Genomic DNA, 16,900 nt, shown 5'->3' with positions numbered 1-16,900 from the left:
CGTCAGCACAACGAAGTGGTGATCAACATGTCATCGTCGAAATCGTCGATCAGGAAGGTCGTCGGTGCCAGCATGATCGGCACCACGGTCGAGTGGTACGACTTCTTCCTCTACGGCTCCGCCGCGGCGCTGGTCTTCAACACCCAGTTCTTCCCAGGGCACGATCCGCTGGTCGGCACGATGCTGTCGTTCGCGACGCTGGCCGTCGGCTTCATCGCGAGGCCACTCGGCGGCCTGGTGTTCGGCCACTACGGCGACAAGATCGGCCGGAAGAAGCTGCTCGTACTGAGCCTGTTGCTGATGGGTGGTGCGACCTTCGCAATGGGGTTGCTGCCCACCTACGCCACCATCGGTGTCGGCGCGCCGATCCTGCTGGTGATCCTGCGACTCGTCCAGGGCTTCGCCGTCGGCGGCGAGTGGGGCGGCGCGGTGCTCATCGTGTCGGAACACGGCGACGATCGCAGGCGTGGTTTCTGGGCGTCGTGGCCGCAGGCTGGTGTGCCAGCAGGCAACCTGCTGGCCACGGCGGTGCTGGCGGTCCTCGCGGTGGTGCAGAGCGACGAGGCGTTCAACTCCTGGGGCTGGCGAATCCCGTTCCTGCTGTCGGGGCTGCTGGTGCTGATCGGCATGTGGATCAGGCTCGCGGTCGAGGAGTCCCCGCTGTTCGTGGAGGCCGTGCGCAAGGCGGGTGACCAGCCTGCTCCGGAGAAGGCGCCCATCGTCACGGTGTTCAAGCACAGTTGGCGTCAGGTGCTCATCGCGATGGGCGCGCGGTTCGCCGAGAACGTCTCCTACTACGTCATCACGGCGTTCGTGCTCGTGTATCTGACGACGCACCTGGAACTGCCCAAGTCGCTCGGCCTGAACGCGGTGCTGGTCGGTTCCGCCATCCACTTCGTCACGATCCCGATGTGGGGCTGGCTGTCCGATGTGATCGGACGCCGGATCGTCTACCTCTTCGGAACCGTGGGCATGCTGGTGTGGAGTTTCGTGTTCTTCCCGATGCTCGACGGTGCGACACCTGCGGCCACGATCGGGGCGGTGTCGATCGGCCTGTTCCTGCACGGCGCGATGTACGGGCCGCAGGCGGCGTTCTTCTCCGAGCTGTTCGGCACCAAGGTGCGCTACTCCGGTGCCTCGATCGGCTATCAGCTCGCGTCAATCGCGGCTGGCGGTGTCGCGCCGCTGATCGCCACGGCGCTGCTCGACTCGTACGGAAGCAGCCTGCCCATCTCGATCTACGTTGCCGTCACGTGCGTGGTGACGTTCGTGGCCGTCTACTTCGCGAAGGAGACCCGTGGTACCTCGCTCGCCGACACGGATCGATCCGCTTCGGTGGCAGCATGACCGGGTGACCGGGACACGTCCTGAGGACGGCGCGGCCGCCAGGAGGCTTCTTGAGCTGCTGTCCGCGGGCGCGAGCAGCGACGAACTCGCTCGCGTCCCCGCGGACAGCGCCACCATGCAGCTCGCCATGCACATCCGGCGGACACTCGATGCGCACAGCCGTCGCGAGACGGAGCTGACAGCGTTGTTCGCCACCGCCAGCGACCTGGCGCGGCTCCGTGACCTCGACGCTGTGCTGAGGTCGATCGTGCGCCGAGCCCGCATGCTGCTGAGGGCGGACGTCTCGTACCTCACGCTGAACGATCACTCCGACGACGGAAGCACGTACATGCGGGTCACGGACGGGTCGGCGTCGGCGGTGTTCCAGCAGGTCCGGCTGGGTGTGGGGGAGGGGCTCGGCGGTCTGGTGGCGCAGACCTCCCGGCCTTACGCCACCCGCGACTACCCCAACGACGAGCGGTTCGAGCACACCGGATCGATCGACAATGCCGTGAACGACGAGGGCCTCATCGCGATCCTCGGGGTACCGCTGTCGCTCGGGGATCAGGTGATCGGCGTTCTGTTCGCCGCGGAGCGGCGACCTCGGTCCTTCTCACCGGACGAGGTCGCGCTGCTGTCGTCGTTCGCCGACCACGCGGCCATCGCCATCGACAACGCGCGGCTGATCGAGGAGAGCGCGGCCGCGCTCGCCGAACTCGGTGCGGCCAACGAGACGATCAAGGCGCATCACGAGAGCCTGGCACGGGCGCAGGACGCGCACGACCGGCTCACCGAACTGGTTCTCGGAGGGGCGGACGTCTCCGAGGTGGCCGCGGCGGTGGCGTCGATGCTCGACGGCGGCATCGTGGTCTGCGACGCCGATGGCACCGAACTCGGCCGCGCCGGGGCAGGCAGGACGCGCACGGCGCGGGTGCGGGTGCCAGCCAGGGCACTGTCGCGGGCGCTCGCGGCCTCTCGTTCGGCGGGTAAGGCCGTCGCCGAGGGGGACGCGTGGGTGTGCGCTGTGATGGCGGGGCCGCAACTGCTGGGCAGCATCGTCCTCACCGGAAGATCCGATCTCGTCGATGCCGACCGCAGGCTGTTCGAGCGGGCGGGTGTGGTGACGGCACTGCTGTTGTTGCTGCGGCGGTCGGCAGCCGAGGCGGAGGACCGCGTGCGGGGTGAACTCGTGGCGGACCTGCTCACCGCACCGGAACGAGACCCGGCCGCCCTGCTCGACAGGGGACGGCGACTCGGCGTGGATCTCGACGCTCCCCACGCCGTGCTCACCCTCCATGCCGAAGGCGTGTCGCGGGGGAGGCTGACGTCACTGGCCGCTCGACGTGCCGTGCTCGCGGGAGTGTTCGCGGAACGGGTGGTGATGCTCGCTGAGACGGACCGCCCTTCAGCGCTCGCGCGCAGGACGGCCACGGAGCTCAGCGAGGCTCTTGGCTGCCCGGTGACCGTGGGAGCGGCAGGACCTGCCTCGGGTCCTGCCGCGTTGGCGCGCGCTCACGCCGAGTCGGTGCGCTGTCTGCGCGCGCTGCTGGCGCTCGGCAGGCGCGGACACGGCGCCGACCCCACCGATCTCGGTTTCGTGGGACTCGTCCTGGGCGATCGCACCGACGTCGAGGCGTTCGTGCGCTCCACGCTCGGACCGGTGCTCGACTACGACGCGGCAAGGGGCACCGAACTGTTGCGGACGCTGCGCGCCTACTTCGCGGCAGGCGGCAACCTCACGCGCGCCAAGGACGAGTTGCACGTCCATGTCAACACGGTGGCGCAGCGCCTGGAACGGATCGCCTCGCTGCTCGGCGCCGACTGGCAGCAACCGGACCGCTCGCTCGAACTTCAGCTCGCACTGCGGCTGCACACGTTGTCCACCTGAGGCAAAGCCCCGGTTCACCCGGTACGTGCTTCTTCCGTGCGTCGTCGGCGGGCAGGAGCCGGACCAGACCGACCCAGTTGTCCTCGTCCGCCGCGGTGTGGACGGCTTGGACCCGCCAGCGGCCTGCGGGCAGCGGGACCGGCGCCTGTTCCGGTAACTCGCCCCAGAGATACTCGACGTCCAGGTCAGCGTCGGCCTCGGCGGAGTCCATGAGTACGGCCGGGCCGTCCGTGGCCCACGTGCCGCATTCCTCCCACTCGGGATGGGGTCCGCGAGCACGGCTTCCGCCGCGGCTTTCAGCTCGGCTTCGGATTCGGCGGCGAGCCAGCGCAGGAAGGCTCGGTGTTCGGGCAGATAGCAGGTGGGAGCGGGTTCGTCGGCCAACACCAGCCCCTGTGCGCCGCCCTTACCCACCACGATGGCACCGGCCAGGCTGTCCACCGCGCAGGCGCGGTCGTAGTCGTCCGGGGCGGTGGCGTCCCCCGCGAGCATCCCGGTCTCCGTGCACCCGCCCCAGGCGGCCAGTGCGGAGACCGGAACGACGACCAACGGACCGCCCATCGACTCCACCCACACCAGGGAGTCCGCCGCCGAGGCCGAAGAAGCGTCCATGCCGTCAGTGTGTCGCCACCCACCGACAGTGTTCGGGCTCGGAGAGTGGTGTTCCGGTGCGCGAGCACGGTAGCGCCCCGGTGGGTGATCGGGCTCAGCCGTGCTCGCCCGGATACCGGGCGAGCAGTTCGTCCAGGAAGGCGAGCGTGTGGTCGGCCGCGCCCTGCGGGTCGCGTTCGGCGATCGCGGTGACGATACCGCTGTGATCGACGGGGTGCGGCTCGTGTTCGTCGGCCTGCGAGGTGGTCGCGATGCTGGCCGTCACCAGTTCGGTCAGGCCGCGGTACAGCTCGCCGAGGACGCTGTTGTGCGACGCCTCGACCATCGCGATGTGGAACTCCACGTCGGCGCGGGCGAAGGCGTCGAGGTCGCCGTGCGACCACAGCCGGTCGCGTTCGTGAAGCAGTGCCCGCAACCGTTCGAGGTCGTCGTCCGTGCGTTCTGCCGCCGCGAGTCTGGCCGCCTCGACCTCGAGGATGCGCCGCACCTGCAACGCCTCCCGCAGCCGGGAGCCGCACAGCCTGCGTAGCGCTCCTGATACCTCACTGGTGGCCCTGACGTAGGTGCCGTCGCCCTGCCGCACCTCGAGCAGGCCGCTGTGGGCGAGCGCGCGGACCGCCTCGCGGACGGTGTTGCGGCCCACCCCGAGCGTGGCCGCGAGTTCGACCTCGGTGGGTATCCGTTCCCCGATCGCCCATTCCCCCTGCCGCACCGCGGCACGCAACTGCTCGATGACCTGGTCCACGAGGCCCGTTCGCCGGGTGGAGGACAACGGCACGTGAACATCCTTTCAGCCGATCATCCTACGAATTTGCTACGGTACCGGACGTGGCGACAGAGCGCGAGGCGTCCGTGCGGGACGTGACCGGCCCGGGAGAGTTCCCGGCGGAAGACACTCCCAGCGGCAGAGTGGGCATCGCGCTCGGTGGTGGTCTGTTGCTCGCTGCAGCCGTGGTGCTGGCCGCGCTCAACCTGCGGCCTGCCATCACGTCGGTGGGCTCGGTGCTCGACGAGCTGCGCGACGGTCTTGCGGCCTCCGCGACCTGGGCAGGGGCGCTGACCACGCTGCCCGGCCTGTGCTTCGCTGTGGCGGGGCTCGCCGCGCCGCGCCTTGCGCGCAGGGTCGGGCTGCGCACGGCTGTCGCGCTCGCGCTGTCGGTGCTGGCCGCAGGTCTCGCTCTGCGGGTGCTCGACGGCCCCTTCGTGGTGCTCGGCGGAACACTCGTGGCCTGCACCGGAATCGCGCTGGCCAACGTGCTCATCCCCGTGGTGGTCAAGACGTCGTTCGCCACACGGGTCGGCCTGATGACCGGCGTCTACACCGGTGCGCTGCAACTCGGAGGGGCACTGGGTTCGTCGGTGACGCCGCCCTTGGAACCGGTCTTGGGCGGGTGGCGTGGCGCGCTGAGCAGCTGGGCCGTGCTCGCGGTCGTGGCTCTCGCCGTCTGGCTGGTCGCGACGGCGGGTTCGAAGGTCCTGCGTGGCAGGCCCGCCGCGCCCTCGGGAGCGGCGGGGCACCGGTCACTGCTGCGGGTGCCGCTGGCCTGGATCGTGACGCTGTTCTTCGGCTGCCAATCGTGCCTTGCCTACATCGTCATGGGCTGGCTGCCTCAGGTCCTCATGGACGCGGGGGTGAGCCGGGGCGACGCGGGTCTGCTGCTCGGGCTGGTGTCGCTGCTCGGCCTGCCTGTCAGCCTCACCATTCCCGCTCTGGCCGCCCGCAAGGGGAGCCAGAGCGGGTGGATCGTGTCGCTGAGCCTGTTCGGCATCGCGGGCATCCTCGGCCTCATGCTCGCACCGGCCGCCTCGCCCCTGCTCTGGTCGGTGCTGCTCGGCATCGGGATGAGCGTGTTCTCCCTCGCTCTGACCACCATCGCACTGCGAGCGAAGGACGGTGCCGACACCGCAACCCTCTCCGGGATGGCGCAGGGCTACGGCTACCTGCTGGCCGCCGCGGGACCGTTCGTGTTCGGTCTGCTTCGCGACGTCACAGCGGGCTGGACCGTGCCGTTCGTCTTCCTGCTCGCCGTCGTGGTGGCGCAGAGCGTTTTCGGGTTCCTCGCGGGGCGGCCCCGGTACGTGTGAGGCGCGAGCCCGCGTCAGTCGTTCAACGGCAGAGCCAGCAGCGCGTTCTCGACCAGCTCCGGCATCGCGGGGTGGATCCAGTACTGCCCTCGTGCCATCGACCTCGCGTCGAGCCCGAAGCTCATGGCCTGGATGAGCGGCTGGAGCAGGGTCGGGGCCTGCGCGCCGATGATGTGTGCCCCGAGAAGCTGCCCGGTGTCCGGGTCGGCGAGCAGCTTCGCGAAGCCGGTGGTGTCCTCCATCGCCCAGCCGTACGCGATACCCGCGTACTCCTGGGTGGCGGTCACGTAGCGCACACCGCGTGCGGCGGCATCACGTTCGGTCAGACCCACCGACGCGATCTGGGGCGAGGTGAACACGGCGTGCGGCACGAACCGGTGGTCGGAGGCGATGAGGTCGTCGGGGTGCAGAAGGTTGTGCTGCACGACGCGGGTCTCGTGGTTCGCGACGTGCTTCAGCTCGTACGGCGACGACAGGTCACCCAGCGCGTAGATGCCCTCGACCTCCGTGCGCTGGTACTCGTCCACCGCGACGTGACCGCTGGGGAGGGTGGAGATCCCAGTGGCCGCCACGTCGAGGATGTCCGAGTTCGGCCTCCGGCCCGTGGCCACGAGCAGGAGATCGCCCTCGACGGTTTCCGTGCCGCCGGGGCCTTCGAGGTCGAGCGCCACACCGCCCGCAGTGCGCCGAGCCCGCACCGTCCTACGGTTGAGCCGCACGTCGAAACGTTGCGACGCGAGTTCGGTGAACCGCCTGCTGATGTCGTCGTCCTCGCCCCGCAAGAGCGCCCCCGAGCGGGCGATGACGGTGACGTCCACCCCGAACGACGCGAACACGTGCGCGAACTCGGCGCCGACGAACCCGCTACCGAGGATCACCGCCCTGCGGGGCAGCTCGTCGATGCGCATCACGGTGTCGGAGGTGTGGTAGTCCACGTCCGCGAGCCCCGGGATGTCGGGCACGGTCGCCCTGCCACCGGCCGCCAGCACGAACTCGTCGGCGGTGAGCGTCTCCTCGCCGCCTGCCAGGCGGACGGTGAGTTCCTTGTGCCCCGTGAACCTGGCCTCGCCCTCGTAGACGGTGACGCCCGCGTTGTCCTCGTGCTCGATCCGGTAACGCCGCCCGCCCTCGGCGATGGGGTCGATGCGCCCGAAGACCCGGTCGCGGATCTCGCGCCAGCGCACGTCCCGTAGTTCGAGATCGACTCCGAGCCCTGCCGAGGACTCCGGGGTCGCGGCCAGATCGGCTGGGTAGACGAACATCTTCGTGGGGATGCATCCCACGTTCAGACAGGTACCACCGAACACGCCTTTTTCGACGAGGGCGACCTTCCGGTCGGCGAAACGGTGGTCGAGGATCGAGTTGCCCGATCCCGTCCCGACGATCACAAGGTCGTAATGAGGCACAGCGGCACCTTTCCTGGTCGGCACACCCGGCGAGGCCGAAGCTCCGAAAACCGGCCACGCCACTGAAGTCGAACAGAGCCTTCGCCCGCATTCTTCCCTTCTCGGGTCCTGCCGGGCCGCCCGGCCCGCTCCGGCGCCGTTTCCACCCGAATGACCACGACACGTGACGGAATTTCGACTTAGGGTGAACGCGACCGGTAGGAGGGGAGAGCAGCATGTCTCGCAACATTCGGCGCCGACTCGCAGTGGCCCTCGCGGTGCTGACAGGGGCGGTGTGCGCTTCGGCAGGTCACGCGGCCGGTGTGCAGCCCATCGTCGGCGGCGACGCGGTGTCCATAAGGGACTATCCGTACGCCGCTTACCTCGTTGACGGCAGGGGGAAACAGTTCTGCGGCGGCACGGTGGTGTCGTCCACGCGGGTCCTCACCGCCGCCCACTGCGCGGTCGCGGTTGACGAATCCGATCTCGGCGTCGTCGTGGGTCGGGAGCGGATCGCCTCCAGCGCAGGCGACGAGGTCGGCGTCACCGGTGTCTGGGTGGCGCCCGGCTACCGCGACCCGCTCTCCGGCGACGACATCGCCGTGCTGACGTTGTCCGAACCGGTCTCCGTGTCCCCGGCACGACTTCCGCGCGGCTCCGACGAGCACCTCTACACGCCGGGCACCATGGCCACCGTCGTGGGCTGGGGACGGCTGTTCGAGAACGGGCCGAAGCCAGGCACCTTGCACGCCGCCGACGTCCCGCTGGTGTCCGACAGCGAGTGCGCGGCCACGTTCCGCTCCTTCGACGCCGACACGATGGTGTGCGCCGGATACGACTCGGGCGGCGTTGACGCCTGCCAGGGCGATTCGGGCGGCCCGCTGCTGGTGAACGGCACGGTGATCGGCATCGTTTCGTGGGGCGACGGTTGCGCAGAGCGGGGGAAGCCGGGGGTCTACACGCGCGTCTCCGCCTACGCCGAGCACCTCAGGAACGATCTGGTACGCAGTACGGGTGACTGAACCGGCTGTTCCCACTCGCGCGGATTCCCTGACCGTCGTCTCACGCTCCGGCGACGAACTGACACCGGCGGAACTCTATGCACTGCTGCGGTTGAGGGTGGACGTCTTCGTGGTCGAGCAGGAGTGCCCTTATCCGGAACTCGACGGCAGGGACCTCTCGCCCGGCACCCGCCACGTGTGGGCGGCGACGTCCGACGGCCGGCTCGCCGGGTGTCTTCGCGTGCTCTCCGAGGACGGTGGCATCGAGCGGATCGGAAGGGTGTGCACGGCGGGGTTCGCACGGGGTATCGGCGTCGGCGACCTGGTGATGAGGGCCGCCATGGAGCTGACAGGGAACGCCGAGTGTGTCCTCGATGCTCAGACCTACGCCACCGGCTTCTACGCGCGATTCGGGTTCCGTCCCGAGGGCGAGGAGTTCGTGGAGGACGGTATCCCGCACATCACGATGCGCCGCGAAGGCTGACCTCCCGCGCCGCCCGCGTCATCGGCCGGCGTCCGGCGGCGCGGTGCCGGTGATGACGGTGACCGCGCGATCGACGTCGGTGTCGGTGAGGTCGGCCCTGGCGGTGAGGCGAAGCCGGGACACCCCGTCCGGCACCGAAGGGGGGCGGAAACATCCGACCCGCACGCCGTTCTCGGCGCAACGGGCCGCCCAGGCCACGGCCTCGTCGGGCCCGGGAGCGCGCACCGACACGACAGCTCCCTCCGGCTCGCTCACGGCGAAACCGGCCTCGCTCAGCCGGAAGGCCAGCTCGGCGGCCCTGCCGCGCACCCGCTCCGCCAGCTCCGGTTCGTCACGCAGCACTCGCAACGCGGCGAGCGCGGCCGCCGCGCTCGCCGGGGCGAGTGCGGTGTCGAAGATGAAGCTCCGGGCCGTGTCCACCAGGTGCTTGATCACGCGCCGGGGGCCGAGGACCGCGCCGCCCTGCGCGCCGAGGGACTTCGACAGGGTCAGGGTGATGACCACGTCGGGTTCGCCCGCGAGCCCCGCCGCGTGCACGGCGCCCCTGCCTCCCTCGCCGAGCACTCCGAGGCCGTGGGCGTCGTCAACGAGCAGCGCCGCGGAATGCTGCCTGCACACGGCGGACAGCTCCCGCAGCGGGGCGAGGTCGCCGTCAACGGAGAAAACCGAGTCGGTGACCACGAGAGCGCGGTCCTTGCGGCGGGTCGCGAGCGCGTGCCCGACCGCGGCGGTGTCCTTGTGGGCGACGGCGGCGACATCCGCGCGGGAGAGGCGGCAGCCTTCGATCAGCGAGGCGTGAATGTACTTGTCGGTGACGATGGCGGCCTCTCGGCCCGTCAGCGCCGTCACCGCACCGAGGTTGGCCGCGAAGCCGGAGGAGAACACCAGCGCCGCCTGCGTGCCACAAAACCGGGCGAGCTCGTACTCCAGCTCGGCATGCAGCTCGGTGGTGCCGGTGACCAGCCGGGAGCCGGTGGCGCCCGCACCCCACTTCAACGCCGCCGCCGCGGCGGCGCCCGCGACCCGCTTGTCATGGGCGAGTCCGAGGTAATCGTTGCCCGCGAGATCGAGCCGATGCGCCTCGGCGGTACGCGGTGTCAGCGTCCGCACGAGGCCCGCTTCGGCGCGTTGCGCGGCGGCGTCGTCGAGCCAGTCGAAAACGTGTTCCGGGGGCGTTACCGTGCGGGTGGACCCAGGTGCGTTCACGCTGGCAGTCTCGCACCGGGACCCAGGAGAAGGAGGAACAGGGTGAGCGACGATCCCGCGCGGTTGTTACCGATGCCCGAGGACTGGCGGCGTGCGCTGGCGGTGGTGGCCCATCCCGACGACATGGAGTACGGCGGCTCCGGCGCGATCGCGAGGTGGACCGGCGAGGGCCGCGAGGTGGCGTACCTGCTCGCCACGCGGGGAGAAGCCGGTATCGACGGCATGTCGCCCGAGGAGGCGGCGACGGTGCGGGAGCGGGAGCAGATCGAGAGCGCCGCCGTGGTGGGCGTGGAGACCGTGGAATTCCTCGACCACCCTGACGGTGTCGTCGAGTACGGCCTCGCACTGCGCAGGGACATCGCCGCCGCGATCCGCAGGCATCGGCCCGAACTCGTGGTGATCATCAACCATCGCGAGACGTGGCCCGGCGGCGGGCTCAACATGGCCGACCATCGCCACGTGGGACAGGCCACGCTCGACGCGGTGAGGGACGCCGGTAACCGCTGGGTGTTCCGGGACCTGCTCGACGAGGGGCTCGACCCGTGGCAGGGAGTCCGCTGGGTGGCGGTGGCGGCGTCGCCGCTGTCCACGCACGCGGTGGACATCGGCGACACGTTCGAGCGCGCGGTGGAGTCGCTTCACCGCCACCGCGCCTATCTGCGAGGGCTCGGGCAGACGGAGGACGACGCTCGCCGATTCCTCAGGGAGTTCGCCGAGACGAGCGGACGCCGTTTCGGCGTCGCGCTCGCCACGGAGTTCGAACTCATCGCCCTGTGAGCCGTCAGGCCGGTCAGGCTGACCAGGCTGACCGGCCGGTCAGGCTACCGCGCTCCGGCGTCCTCCCGACGCGCGCCGCGGACCGCGATCCCTGCCGAAACCGGGACGGCGGCTGGGGCCTGAGGGACGCGCGGAACGGTGCGGGCGCACGCGTTCCACCACGGGGACACCGCTCGGGACACGCGCACCGGTGATCCGCGCCAGTTCCGGGTCGCCAGGGCGCACCGTCGCGGACTGCGGGCGCACGCCCGCCTGGTCGGTCATGCGGCGCACGGTGCGCCGCTGCTCGCGCGTCACCAGGGTGACCACGGTGCCGGAGGCTCCCGCCCGCGCGGTGCGGCCGGCGCGGTGCAGGTAGTCCTTGTGGTCGGCGGCGGGATCGACGTGGAGCACGAGGCTCACGTCATCGACGTGGATGCCCCGCGCCGCGACGTCGGTGGCGACGAGCACGGGAACCCTGCCGGTCCGGAAGTCGTCCAGCACCCGGTTGCGCTGGCCCTGGGTCTTGCCGCCGTGCAGTGCGCCTGCGTGGACGCCGCTGGCCCTCAGACGGGTGGCCAGCCGATCGACGTGGTGCTTGGTGCGCACGAACAGGATCGTGCGACCCTCCCTCGCGGCGATCTCGGTGATGACGGCCTGCTTGTCCCGGTGTTCCACCTGGAGCAGGTAGTGATCCATCGTGTCAACGCTCGCGGTGGCAGGCGCGACGGAGTGGGTGACCGGATCGGTGAGGTAGGCGCGGACGAGGTGTTCCACGGCGCCGTCGAGAGTCGCCGAGAACAGCAGCCGCTGCCCGTCACGGGGAGTCAGGTCGAGGATCTCCCGCACCTGCGGCAGGAATCCCATGTCGGCCATCTGGTCGGCCTCGTCGAGCGCGACCATCTCGACGCCGTCGAGCACGCAGGTGCCCTGCCGCACGTGGTCGGAAAGGCGGCCGGGGGTGGCGATGAGCAGGTCAACGCCACGGGAAAGCGCGTCCACCTGACGCTGCATCGACATGCCGCCCACGGCGGTCCTGCACCACAGGCCGGCCGCCTTGGCGAGCGGGATGAGCACGTCGGCCACCTGCATGGCCAGTTCCCTGGTGGGAACCAGGACGAGCGCCCTCGGGCGCCGCGCCACGGCCTTGCCGTCGTGCAGCCTGGACAGCAGCGCGAGGCCGAACGCGAGGGTCTTGCCGGACCCGGTCTGGGCGCGGCCGAGCACGTCCCGCCCCGCGAGGGCGTCGGGCAGGGTGGCCGCCTGAATGGGGAAAGGAGCCTCCATCCCGGCCTTCTGCAAAGCGCGGTGCAGCGGCTCGGGGAGGTTGAGATCGGCGAACGTGATCGCCTGGGACGTCGGACGTGATGTCACGGGAGCTTGTGTCACTGATGCCTCTCGGACGTGGCGCGTCACAAGGAGGCCCGACTGCCCGTGACAGGGCAGGCCGCGACGGATGGCGGTGGGCGTGACCAAGGACGAACCCGGCGCGCAGACGCGCCGTTGATGGGATGAACCGCACCGCGATGTGGGCCTCGTGGCCGGACGGTGCACGATGAGTCTACCTGAGATCATCGTGGACAGGTGCGCCGGAACCGTCTTGCGGGCCGACCACACCGTCCACCCGCGTCAGGGACGTGCTTCAGCCGCCGACGATCACGTCCAGGGTCGTGTCTCCGGTCTGCTCACACGTGATGCCCTCGGCCCTGGCCACCGCCACCAGATCCTCCGGCCCCGAGGGTTCGCAGGCGGTGGTGGCCAGTGCGGCGGCGAACCTGCCCTTGTGTGCCTTGTTGTGGTGGCTGACCGTCGTGCGGCGGCCGTGCGCGTCCTGCGTGACGACCCGCACCGTGATCGCACCCGGAACCCGGGCGAGCGCGGCGTAGGTGCCCGAGCGCAGGTCAACGACGAGGTCGTCGATTGCGCCGAGAACGGGTTCCAGTACCGGCCGCCACACCGAGCGCAGCGATCCGAAGCCGGGCAGCGCCGAGGTTCCCGACAGCCGGTAGGCCGGAATCGGGTCGTCCGCGCGCACCACGCCGAAAAGGGCCGAGGCCACCGCGAGCCGGTGGCGTGCCCGCTCCCACACGGCGCCGGTGAACGAGCCCGCCCCGAGCGCGTCGTACAGCACGCCGGTGTAGCGCAGGACGGCCGGGGTTGTCGGCGACGACCACAGCGTCGCGTTGCGTTTCACCTCGCCGTGTTGCCGTTCGGAAAGGCCGAGCGCCGAGAGACTGGCAGGCACGTCCTTCGCCAGTTCGGCGAGTGCGTCGGCCAGCTTCCGCCTTACCGGGTTCAGCTCGGGGAACGAGAGCGAGTCCAGGGCGAGGCAGCGGCCGTCACCACCGTCGGTCTTGGTCTCGGAAGGGGGCAGCAACACGAGCACGGCGGGGAGCCTAACGGCGGGTGGACACCACGACCGGCAGGCACGGGGCTGAGGGTGGCCCCCGGCACTCAGTCGTCCGGTATTCAGTCGTGCTGTGCGACGCAGAACTCGTTGCCCTCCGGATCGGCCAGCACGGTCCAGGTCAGGCCGGGACCCTTGTGTCCGGCGAGCTCGGTGGCTCCAAGCCCGACCAATCGCCTGACCTCGGCGACGCGGTCGTCGGCGGCGAAGTCCATGTGCACCCGGTTCTTGCCGCTGCGTGGTTCGGTCACGCGTTGCAGCGACAACGACGTGCCGTTCCCTGAGCCGGTTCCGGGTGACGACAGCATCACGAACTCTCCATCGAAGTCGAACGCCACTGTCCAGCCGAGCGCCTGTGTCCAGAAACCGGCCAGTTCGCGTGGGTCGGTGCAGTCGATCGTTACGTTCGCGAGTGAGAGTGTCATGGCGCGACGGTAGTGACGAGCGCCGACAAATCCCGGTTGCGGCAGCTCGGACGGCGCCCACTAGTCTTCGATGCACGCCTTCTCGGGCCGTCCGTGCCGGAAATGCCAAGGAGAACACCGTGATCACCAGGATGTCGTCGCTGTTCCTGCGCACCCTGCGTGAGGACCCGGCCGACGCCGAGGTTCCCAGTCACAAACTGCTGGTCAGGGCCGGATACGTCCGGCGGGTCGCTCCGGGCGGGTTCTCCTGGTTGCCACTCGGCCTGAAGGTCCTGCGCAACATCGAGACGATCGTGCGCGAGGAGATGGACGCCATCGGCGCGCAGGAGATCCAGTTCCCCGCTCTGCTGCCGAAGGAGCCGTACGAGAAGTCGGGTCGCTGGACCGAGTACGGCGACAGCCTGTTCCGCCTCGTCGATCGCAAGGGCGCCGACTACCTGCTCGGCCCCACGCACGAGGAACTGTTCACGCTCACCGTGAAGGGCGAGTACTCCTCGTACAAGGACTTCCCGGTCATGCTGTACCAGATCCAGACCAAGTACCGCGACGAGGCGCGCCCCAGGGCCGGCATCCTGCGCGGGCGCGAGTTCGTGATGAAGGACTCGTACTCGTTCGACCTCGACGACGAGGGACTGGAGCGGTCCTACCAGCTGCACCGCGAGGCCTACATCCGGATCTTCGACCGTCTCGGCCTCGACTACGTCGTCGTCGCCGCCACCTCCGGAGCGATGGGCGGCTCGGCGTCCGAGGAGTTCCTCGCCGTCTCGTCGACGGGTGAGGACACCTATGTGCGCAGTGACACCTCCGGCTACGCGGCCAACGTGGAGGCCGTGGTCACGCCCGTCCCACCGGAGCAGTCCGTTGAGGACAAGCCCGCCGCACAGGTGCACCACACGCCGGGAACACCCACCATCGAGACGCTGGTGGACTTCCTGAACAACGCGGACATGGGCCGGACCTTCACGGCGGCGGACACGCTGAAGAACGTGCTCGTCAAGACGCGGATGCCCGGTGAGAAGGAGTGGTCGCTCCTCGGTGTCGGTGTGCCGGGCGACCGCGAGGTTGACCTGAAGCGGCTGGAGGCGTCGCTCGCGCCTGCCGAGATCGCGTTGCTGGAGGACACCGACTTCGCGGCCAACCCGTTCCTCGTGAAGGGCTACATCGGGCCTGCGGCGTTGCAGGCCAACGGCGTTCGGTACCTGGTGGACCCGAGGGTCGTGCGCGGCACCGCGTGGGTGACGGGCGCGGACAAACCCGACCACCACGTCGTTGACCTCGTGTGCGGGCGCGACTTCACCCCCGACGGCATCGTGGAGGCGGCCGAGGTTCGCGAGGGAGACCCTTCGCCGGACGGCAAGGGCTCGCTGGTGGCGGCACGGGGCATCGAGATCGGCCACATCTTCCAGCTCGGCCGCAAGTACGCGGACGCCTTCGCCCTCGACGCGCTCGGCCCCGACTCGAAACCCGTCCGTATCACGATGGGGTCGTACGGCATCGGGGTCTCGCGGCTCGTGGCGGCCATCGCCGAGCAGTACCACGACGACCTCGGGCTCGTCTGGCCCCGCGCGGTGGCGCCCGCCGACGTGCACGTGGTCGTGGCAGGCAAGGACGAGACAATCGCCGAGGGCGGGGAACGGATCGCGGCCGAGCTCTCCGAACGCGGCGTCCGCGTCCTGCTCGACGATCGCAAGGCCACCCCCGGCGTGAAGTTCGCCGACGCCGAGTTGATCGGTGTCCCCACGATCGTGGTGGTCGGTCGCGGCCTCGCCAAGGGCGTTGTCGAGGTGAAGGACCGCGCGACGGGTGAGCGCACCGAGGTCGCCGTCGATTCGGTCGTGGAGCACCTGCTGGAGGTCGTGCGCCGGTAAGCTCCCGCCTTTGTGGGATGGTTCCGAGGACGCGGTAGCCGGTCGCCCGGCTACGAGGACAGGGCGGCGCTCAAAGGTTTCGGCGGCTACGAGCCGAACGAACCGCACCCACCCACGGTGGGTCCGACACCCCGGCTGTCGGTGCCTCCAACGCAGCCGACACAGCATCCAGGTTCGGCGCTCCCCACGGAACCCGGTGCGCCGCCCCGGCGGGCACGCCGCGAAACCGGCATCCCCCTCCCCACGCCCAGGCTGCTCGGATTCGTCCTCTTTCTTGGCTTCGCCATCCTTTCGTTCGCCGTCGGCTCGAACACGGAGAGAGCGCACAAGACCGGGTCGGCCGATGCGCCCGCGACCGCGCCGGTGGTTTCCGAGCCGGTTCCGGAGACACGCGTGGTCGTGCCAGCGGCGGTGGACGGGTGGGAGCCGGTCGTTCAGCGCGAGGGAGCCTACGCCTACGACGTGCCGCCGGACTGGACTCCGCGACCGGGAACGATCCACGGTTGGGAAACGGAAGGGACCCAGTTCACGCTGGTGACGAGCGCCTTCGTGGGAGAGCGGGCCTGCGGCCCCGACGAGCACGCCCGGCGCGGGGGCAGCGGGCTGACGGCGGCGACCGGAAAGGACGCGGCCACTGCCGTCACGGAGACGGCGGAGACCCTCGCCCGGCACGCCTACACGCCGGACGGCGGTGTGGAGCCGGACCTCGAGGTGGTGGAGCGGCGTTCGGTCGAGGTATCGATCGGAGGCCGCGACGGGGAGGCGGAACTCGTGCTCGCCGAGGTGACCGTGGCCGACGCCGGTGAGTGCCTTCCCCGGACAGCACTGGTGGGCGCACTCGCCGTCGCGGTGCCGGACGGCGATTCGGTGCCGGTGCTGCTGGCCTACGACGGTCAGGACGGCCCGGACGCCACCTCGAAGGACGACATGGTGCGCTTGCTGACAAGCCTGCGGTCGGTGCCCGAGAACGAGCGCGAGACCACGGTGGTGACGCCGACGCCCTGACCTCGGTACGGCGGCGGATTGTTCAACCAGGCAGGTAGGACAGCCGGACCCGGCGGGTGGGGTTGTCGATGTTGGTGTCCACGAGGCAGAGCGACTGCCAGGTACCGAGCGCCGCCGAGCCGTCGAGCACGGGCACCGTGGCGTACGGCGGGAGGAACGCGGGCAGTACGTGGTCGCGGCCGTGCCCGTGGCTGCCGTGCCGGTGACGCCACCGCTCGTCCCTCGGCAGGAGGTCGTCGAGTGCGGCGAGCAGGTCGTCGTCACTGCCTGACCCGGTCTCGATCACCGCGAGACCCGCCGTGGCGTGCGGTACCCAGACGTGCAGCAGCCCGTCGCGTGCCCCCGCCTCGGAGAGGAAGCGCCGGACCTCGCCGGTGAGGTCGCGCACGACCGCCTGAGAACCGGTCTGAACCTCGATCTCCGTGGAATACATGCCTCGACGGTAGTCGGTC

General features: G+C 70.1%; 16 protein-coding genes and 1 pseudogene. 8 read left to right on the top strand and 9 right to left on the bottom strand.

Annotated features, from left to right (window positions below; genetic code table 11):
• Positions 1-27: 27 nt before the first annotated feature.
• Both SACXIDRAFT_RS04710 and SACXIDRAFT_RS04705 read left to right on the top strand, forming a co-directional pair.
• Positions 28-1,347, top strand: coding sequence for an MFS transporter (locus SACXIDRAFT_RS04710; protein ID WP_006237342.1), 1,320 nt, complete (start codon positions 28-30; stop codon positions 1,345-1,347).
• Between the two features lie 4 nt (positions 1,348-1,351).
• Positions 1,352-3,214 carry a helix-turn-helix domain-containing protein gene (locus SACXIDRAFT_RS04705; RefSeq protein WP_198284299.1) on the top strand — a complete coding sequence of 621 codons (1,863 nt, stop codon included), beginning with the start codon at positions 1,352-1,354 and terminating at the stop codon, positions 3,212-3,214.
• Here the strand turns inward: SACXIDRAFT_RS04705 and SACXIDRAFT_RS23810 are convergent.
• From SACXIDRAFT_RS23810 to SACXIDRAFT_RS04700, 3 genes and pseudogenes are all read right to left on the bottom strand, one after another.
• A complete protein-coding gene (locus SACXIDRAFT_RS23810; RefSeq protein ID WP_408640372.1) occupies positions 3,096-3,425 on the bottom strand; it encodes a hypothetical protein in 330 nt (109 codons plus the stop codon). The genes SACXIDRAFT_RS04705 and SACXIDRAFT_RS23810 overlap by 119 nt on opposite strands.
• A gap of 116 nt (positions 3,426-3,541) precedes the next feature.
• Positions 3,542-3,775, bottom strand: a pseudogene (locus SACXIDRAFT_RS23805) (Imm21 family immunity protein); the annotation flags it as partial.
• 145 nt (positions 3,776-3,920) lie between these two features.
• Positions 3,921-4,604 carry a FadR/GntR family transcriptional regulator gene (locus SACXIDRAFT_RS04700; RefSeq protein WP_006237340.1) on the bottom strand — a complete coding sequence of 228 codons (684 nt, stop codon included), beginning with the start codon at positions 4,602-4,604 and terminating at the stop codon, positions 3,921-3,923.
• A gap of 50 nt (positions 4,605-4,654) precedes the next feature.
• Between SACXIDRAFT_RS04700 and SACXIDRAFT_RS04695 the strand changes: the two genes are divergently transcribed.
• A complete protein-coding gene (locus SACXIDRAFT_RS04695; protein WP_040922045.1) occupies positions 4,655-5,911 on the top strand; it encodes a CynX/NimT family MFS transporter in 1,257 nt (418 codons plus the stop codon).
• Positions 5,912-5,925: 14 nt separating this feature from the next.
• On the opposite strand, the gene SACXIDRAFT_RS04690 is transcribed toward SACXIDRAFT_RS04695, so the two are convergent.
• Positions 5,926-7,317: a mycothione reductase gene (locus SACXIDRAFT_RS04690; RefSeq protein ID WP_006237338.1), complete on the bottom strand. Its 1,392-nt coding sequence runs from the start codon at positions 7,315-7,317 to the stop codon at positions 5,926-5,928.
• 215 nt (positions 7,318-7,532) lie between these two features.
• Here SACXIDRAFT_RS04690 and SACXIDRAFT_RS04685 point away from each other — a divergent pair, with 215 nt between their 5' ends.
• The gene (locus tag SACXIDRAFT_RS04685) at positions 7,533-8,318 is read left to right on the top strand and encodes a S1 family peptidase (RefSeq protein ID WP_006237337.1); all 786 of its coding nucleotides are present in this window, start codon (positions 7,533-7,535) and stop codon (positions 8,316-8,318) included.
• Positions 8,311-8,781 carry a GNAT family N-acetyltransferase gene (locus SACXIDRAFT_RS04680; protein WP_006237336.1) on the top strand — a complete coding sequence of 157 codons (471 nt, stop codon included), beginning with the start codon at positions 8,311-8,313 and terminating at the stop codon, positions 8,779-8,781. Before SACXIDRAFT_RS04685 ends, SACXIDRAFT_RS04680 begins: the two co-directional genes overlap by 8 nt.
• Positions 8,782-8,799: 18 nt before the next feature.
• Here SACXIDRAFT_RS04680 and SACXIDRAFT_RS04675 read toward each other — a convergent pair whose 3' ends face one another.
• The gene (locus SACXIDRAFT_RS04675) at positions 8,800-9,987 is read right to left on the bottom strand and encodes an 8-amino-7-oxononanoate synthase (RefSeq protein WP_006237335.1); all 1,188 of its coding nucleotides are present in this window, start codon (positions 9,985-9,987) and stop codon (positions 8,800-8,802) included.
• Positions 9,988-10,029: 42 nt separating this feature from the next.
• Between SACXIDRAFT_RS04675 and SACXIDRAFT_RS04670 the strand changes: the two genes are divergently transcribed.
• Positions 10,030-10,764: a PIG-L deacetylase family protein gene (locus tag SACXIDRAFT_RS04670; RefSeq protein WP_006237334.1), complete on the top strand. Its 735-nt coding sequence runs from the start codon at positions 10,030-10,032 to the stop codon at positions 10,762-10,764.
• A gap of 39 nt (positions 10,765-10,803) precedes the next feature.
• Here the strand turns inward: SACXIDRAFT_RS04670 and SACXIDRAFT_RS04665 are convergent, their stop codons facing one another.
• The 3 genes from SACXIDRAFT_RS04665 to SACXIDRAFT_RS04655 form a co-directional block, all read right to left on the bottom strand.
• Positions 10,804-12,132, bottom strand: coding sequence for a DEAD/DEAH box helicase (locus tag SACXIDRAFT_RS04665; RefSeq protein WP_006237333.1), 1,329 nt, complete (start codon positions 12,130-12,132; stop codon positions 10,804-10,806).
• Positions 12,133-12,385: 253 nt separating this feature from the next.
• The gene (gene yaaA, locus SACXIDRAFT_RS04660; RefSeq protein WP_006237332.1) at positions 12,386-13,129 is read right to left on the bottom strand and encodes a peroxide stress protein YaaA; all 744 of its coding nucleotides are present in this window, start codon (positions 13,127-13,129) and stop codon (positions 12,386-12,388) included.
• Between the two features lie 83 nt (positions 13,130-13,212).
• Positions 13,213-13,575 carry a VOC family protein gene (locus tag SACXIDRAFT_RS04655; protein WP_006237331.1) on the bottom strand — a complete coding sequence of 121 codons (363 nt, stop codon included), beginning with the start codon at positions 13,573-13,575 and terminating at the stop codon, positions 13,213-13,215.
• 119 nt (positions 13,576-13,694) lie between these two features.
• Between SACXIDRAFT_RS04655 and SACXIDRAFT_RS04650 the strand changes: the two genes are divergently transcribed.
• Together SACXIDRAFT_RS04650 and SACXIDRAFT_RS23500 are read left to right on the top strand one after the other, a co-directional pair.
• On the top strand, positions 13,695-15,443 hold the full coding sequence (locus SACXIDRAFT_RS04650) for a proline--tRNA ligase (protein WP_006237330.1): 1,749 nt from the start codon (positions 13,695-13,697) through the stop codon (positions 15,441-15,443).
• Positions 15,444-15,836: 393 nt separating this feature from the next.
• On the top strand, positions 15,837-16,448 hold the full coding sequence (locus tag SACXIDRAFT_RS23500; protein WP_232285249.1) for a DUF8017 domain-containing protein: 612 nt from the start codon (positions 15,837-15,839) through the stop codon (positions 16,446-16,448).
• A gap of 22 nt (positions 16,449-16,470) precedes the next feature.
• Here the strand turns inward: SACXIDRAFT_RS23500 and SACXIDRAFT_RS04640 are convergent, their stop codons facing one another.
• Positions 16,471-16,881: a secondary thiamine-phosphate synthase enzyme YjbQ gene (locus SACXIDRAFT_RS04640; RefSeq protein WP_006237328.1), complete on the bottom strand. Its 411-nt coding sequence runs from the start codon at positions 16,879-16,881 to the stop codon at positions 16,471-16,473.
• Positions 16,882-16,900 lie beyond the last annotated feature (19 nt).

Source organism: Saccharomonospora xinjiangensis XJ-54 (genome assembly GCF_000258175.1).
Taxonomy (GTDB): domain Bacteria; phylum Actinomycetota; class Actinomycetes; order Mycobacteriales; family Pseudonocardiaceae; genus Saccharomonospora; species Saccharomonospora xinjiangensis.
Note: the sequence above shows the minus strand (reverse complement) of the source record. Positions and strands in the feature narration are given on the sequence as shown.

What these genes read in the sequence shown, in the direction of transcription:
- SACXIDRAFT_RS04710 (WP_006237342.1), top strand. Translation starts at nt 28, where the DNA reads ATGTCATCGTCGAAATCGTCGATCAGGAAGGTCGTCGGTGCCAGCATG.
- SACXIDRAFT_RS23810 (WP_408640372.1), bottom strand. Translation starts at nt 3,425, where the DNA reads ATGGACTCCGCCGAGGCCGACGCTGACCTGGACGTCGAGTATCTCTGG.
- SACXIDRAFT_RS04685 (WP_006237337.1), top strand. Translation starts at nt 7,533, where the DNA reads ATGTCTCGCAACATTCGGCGCCGACTCGCAGTGGCCCTCGCGGTGCTG.
- SACXIDRAFT_RS04655 (WP_006237331.1), bottom strand. Translation starts at nt 13,575, where the DNA reads ATGACACTCTCACTCGCGAACGTAACGATCGACTGCACCGACCCACGC.
- SACXIDRAFT_RS04640 (WP_006237328.1), bottom strand. Translation starts at nt 16,881, where the DNA reads ATGTATTCCACGGAGATCGAGGTTCAGACCGGTTCTCAGGCGGTCGTG.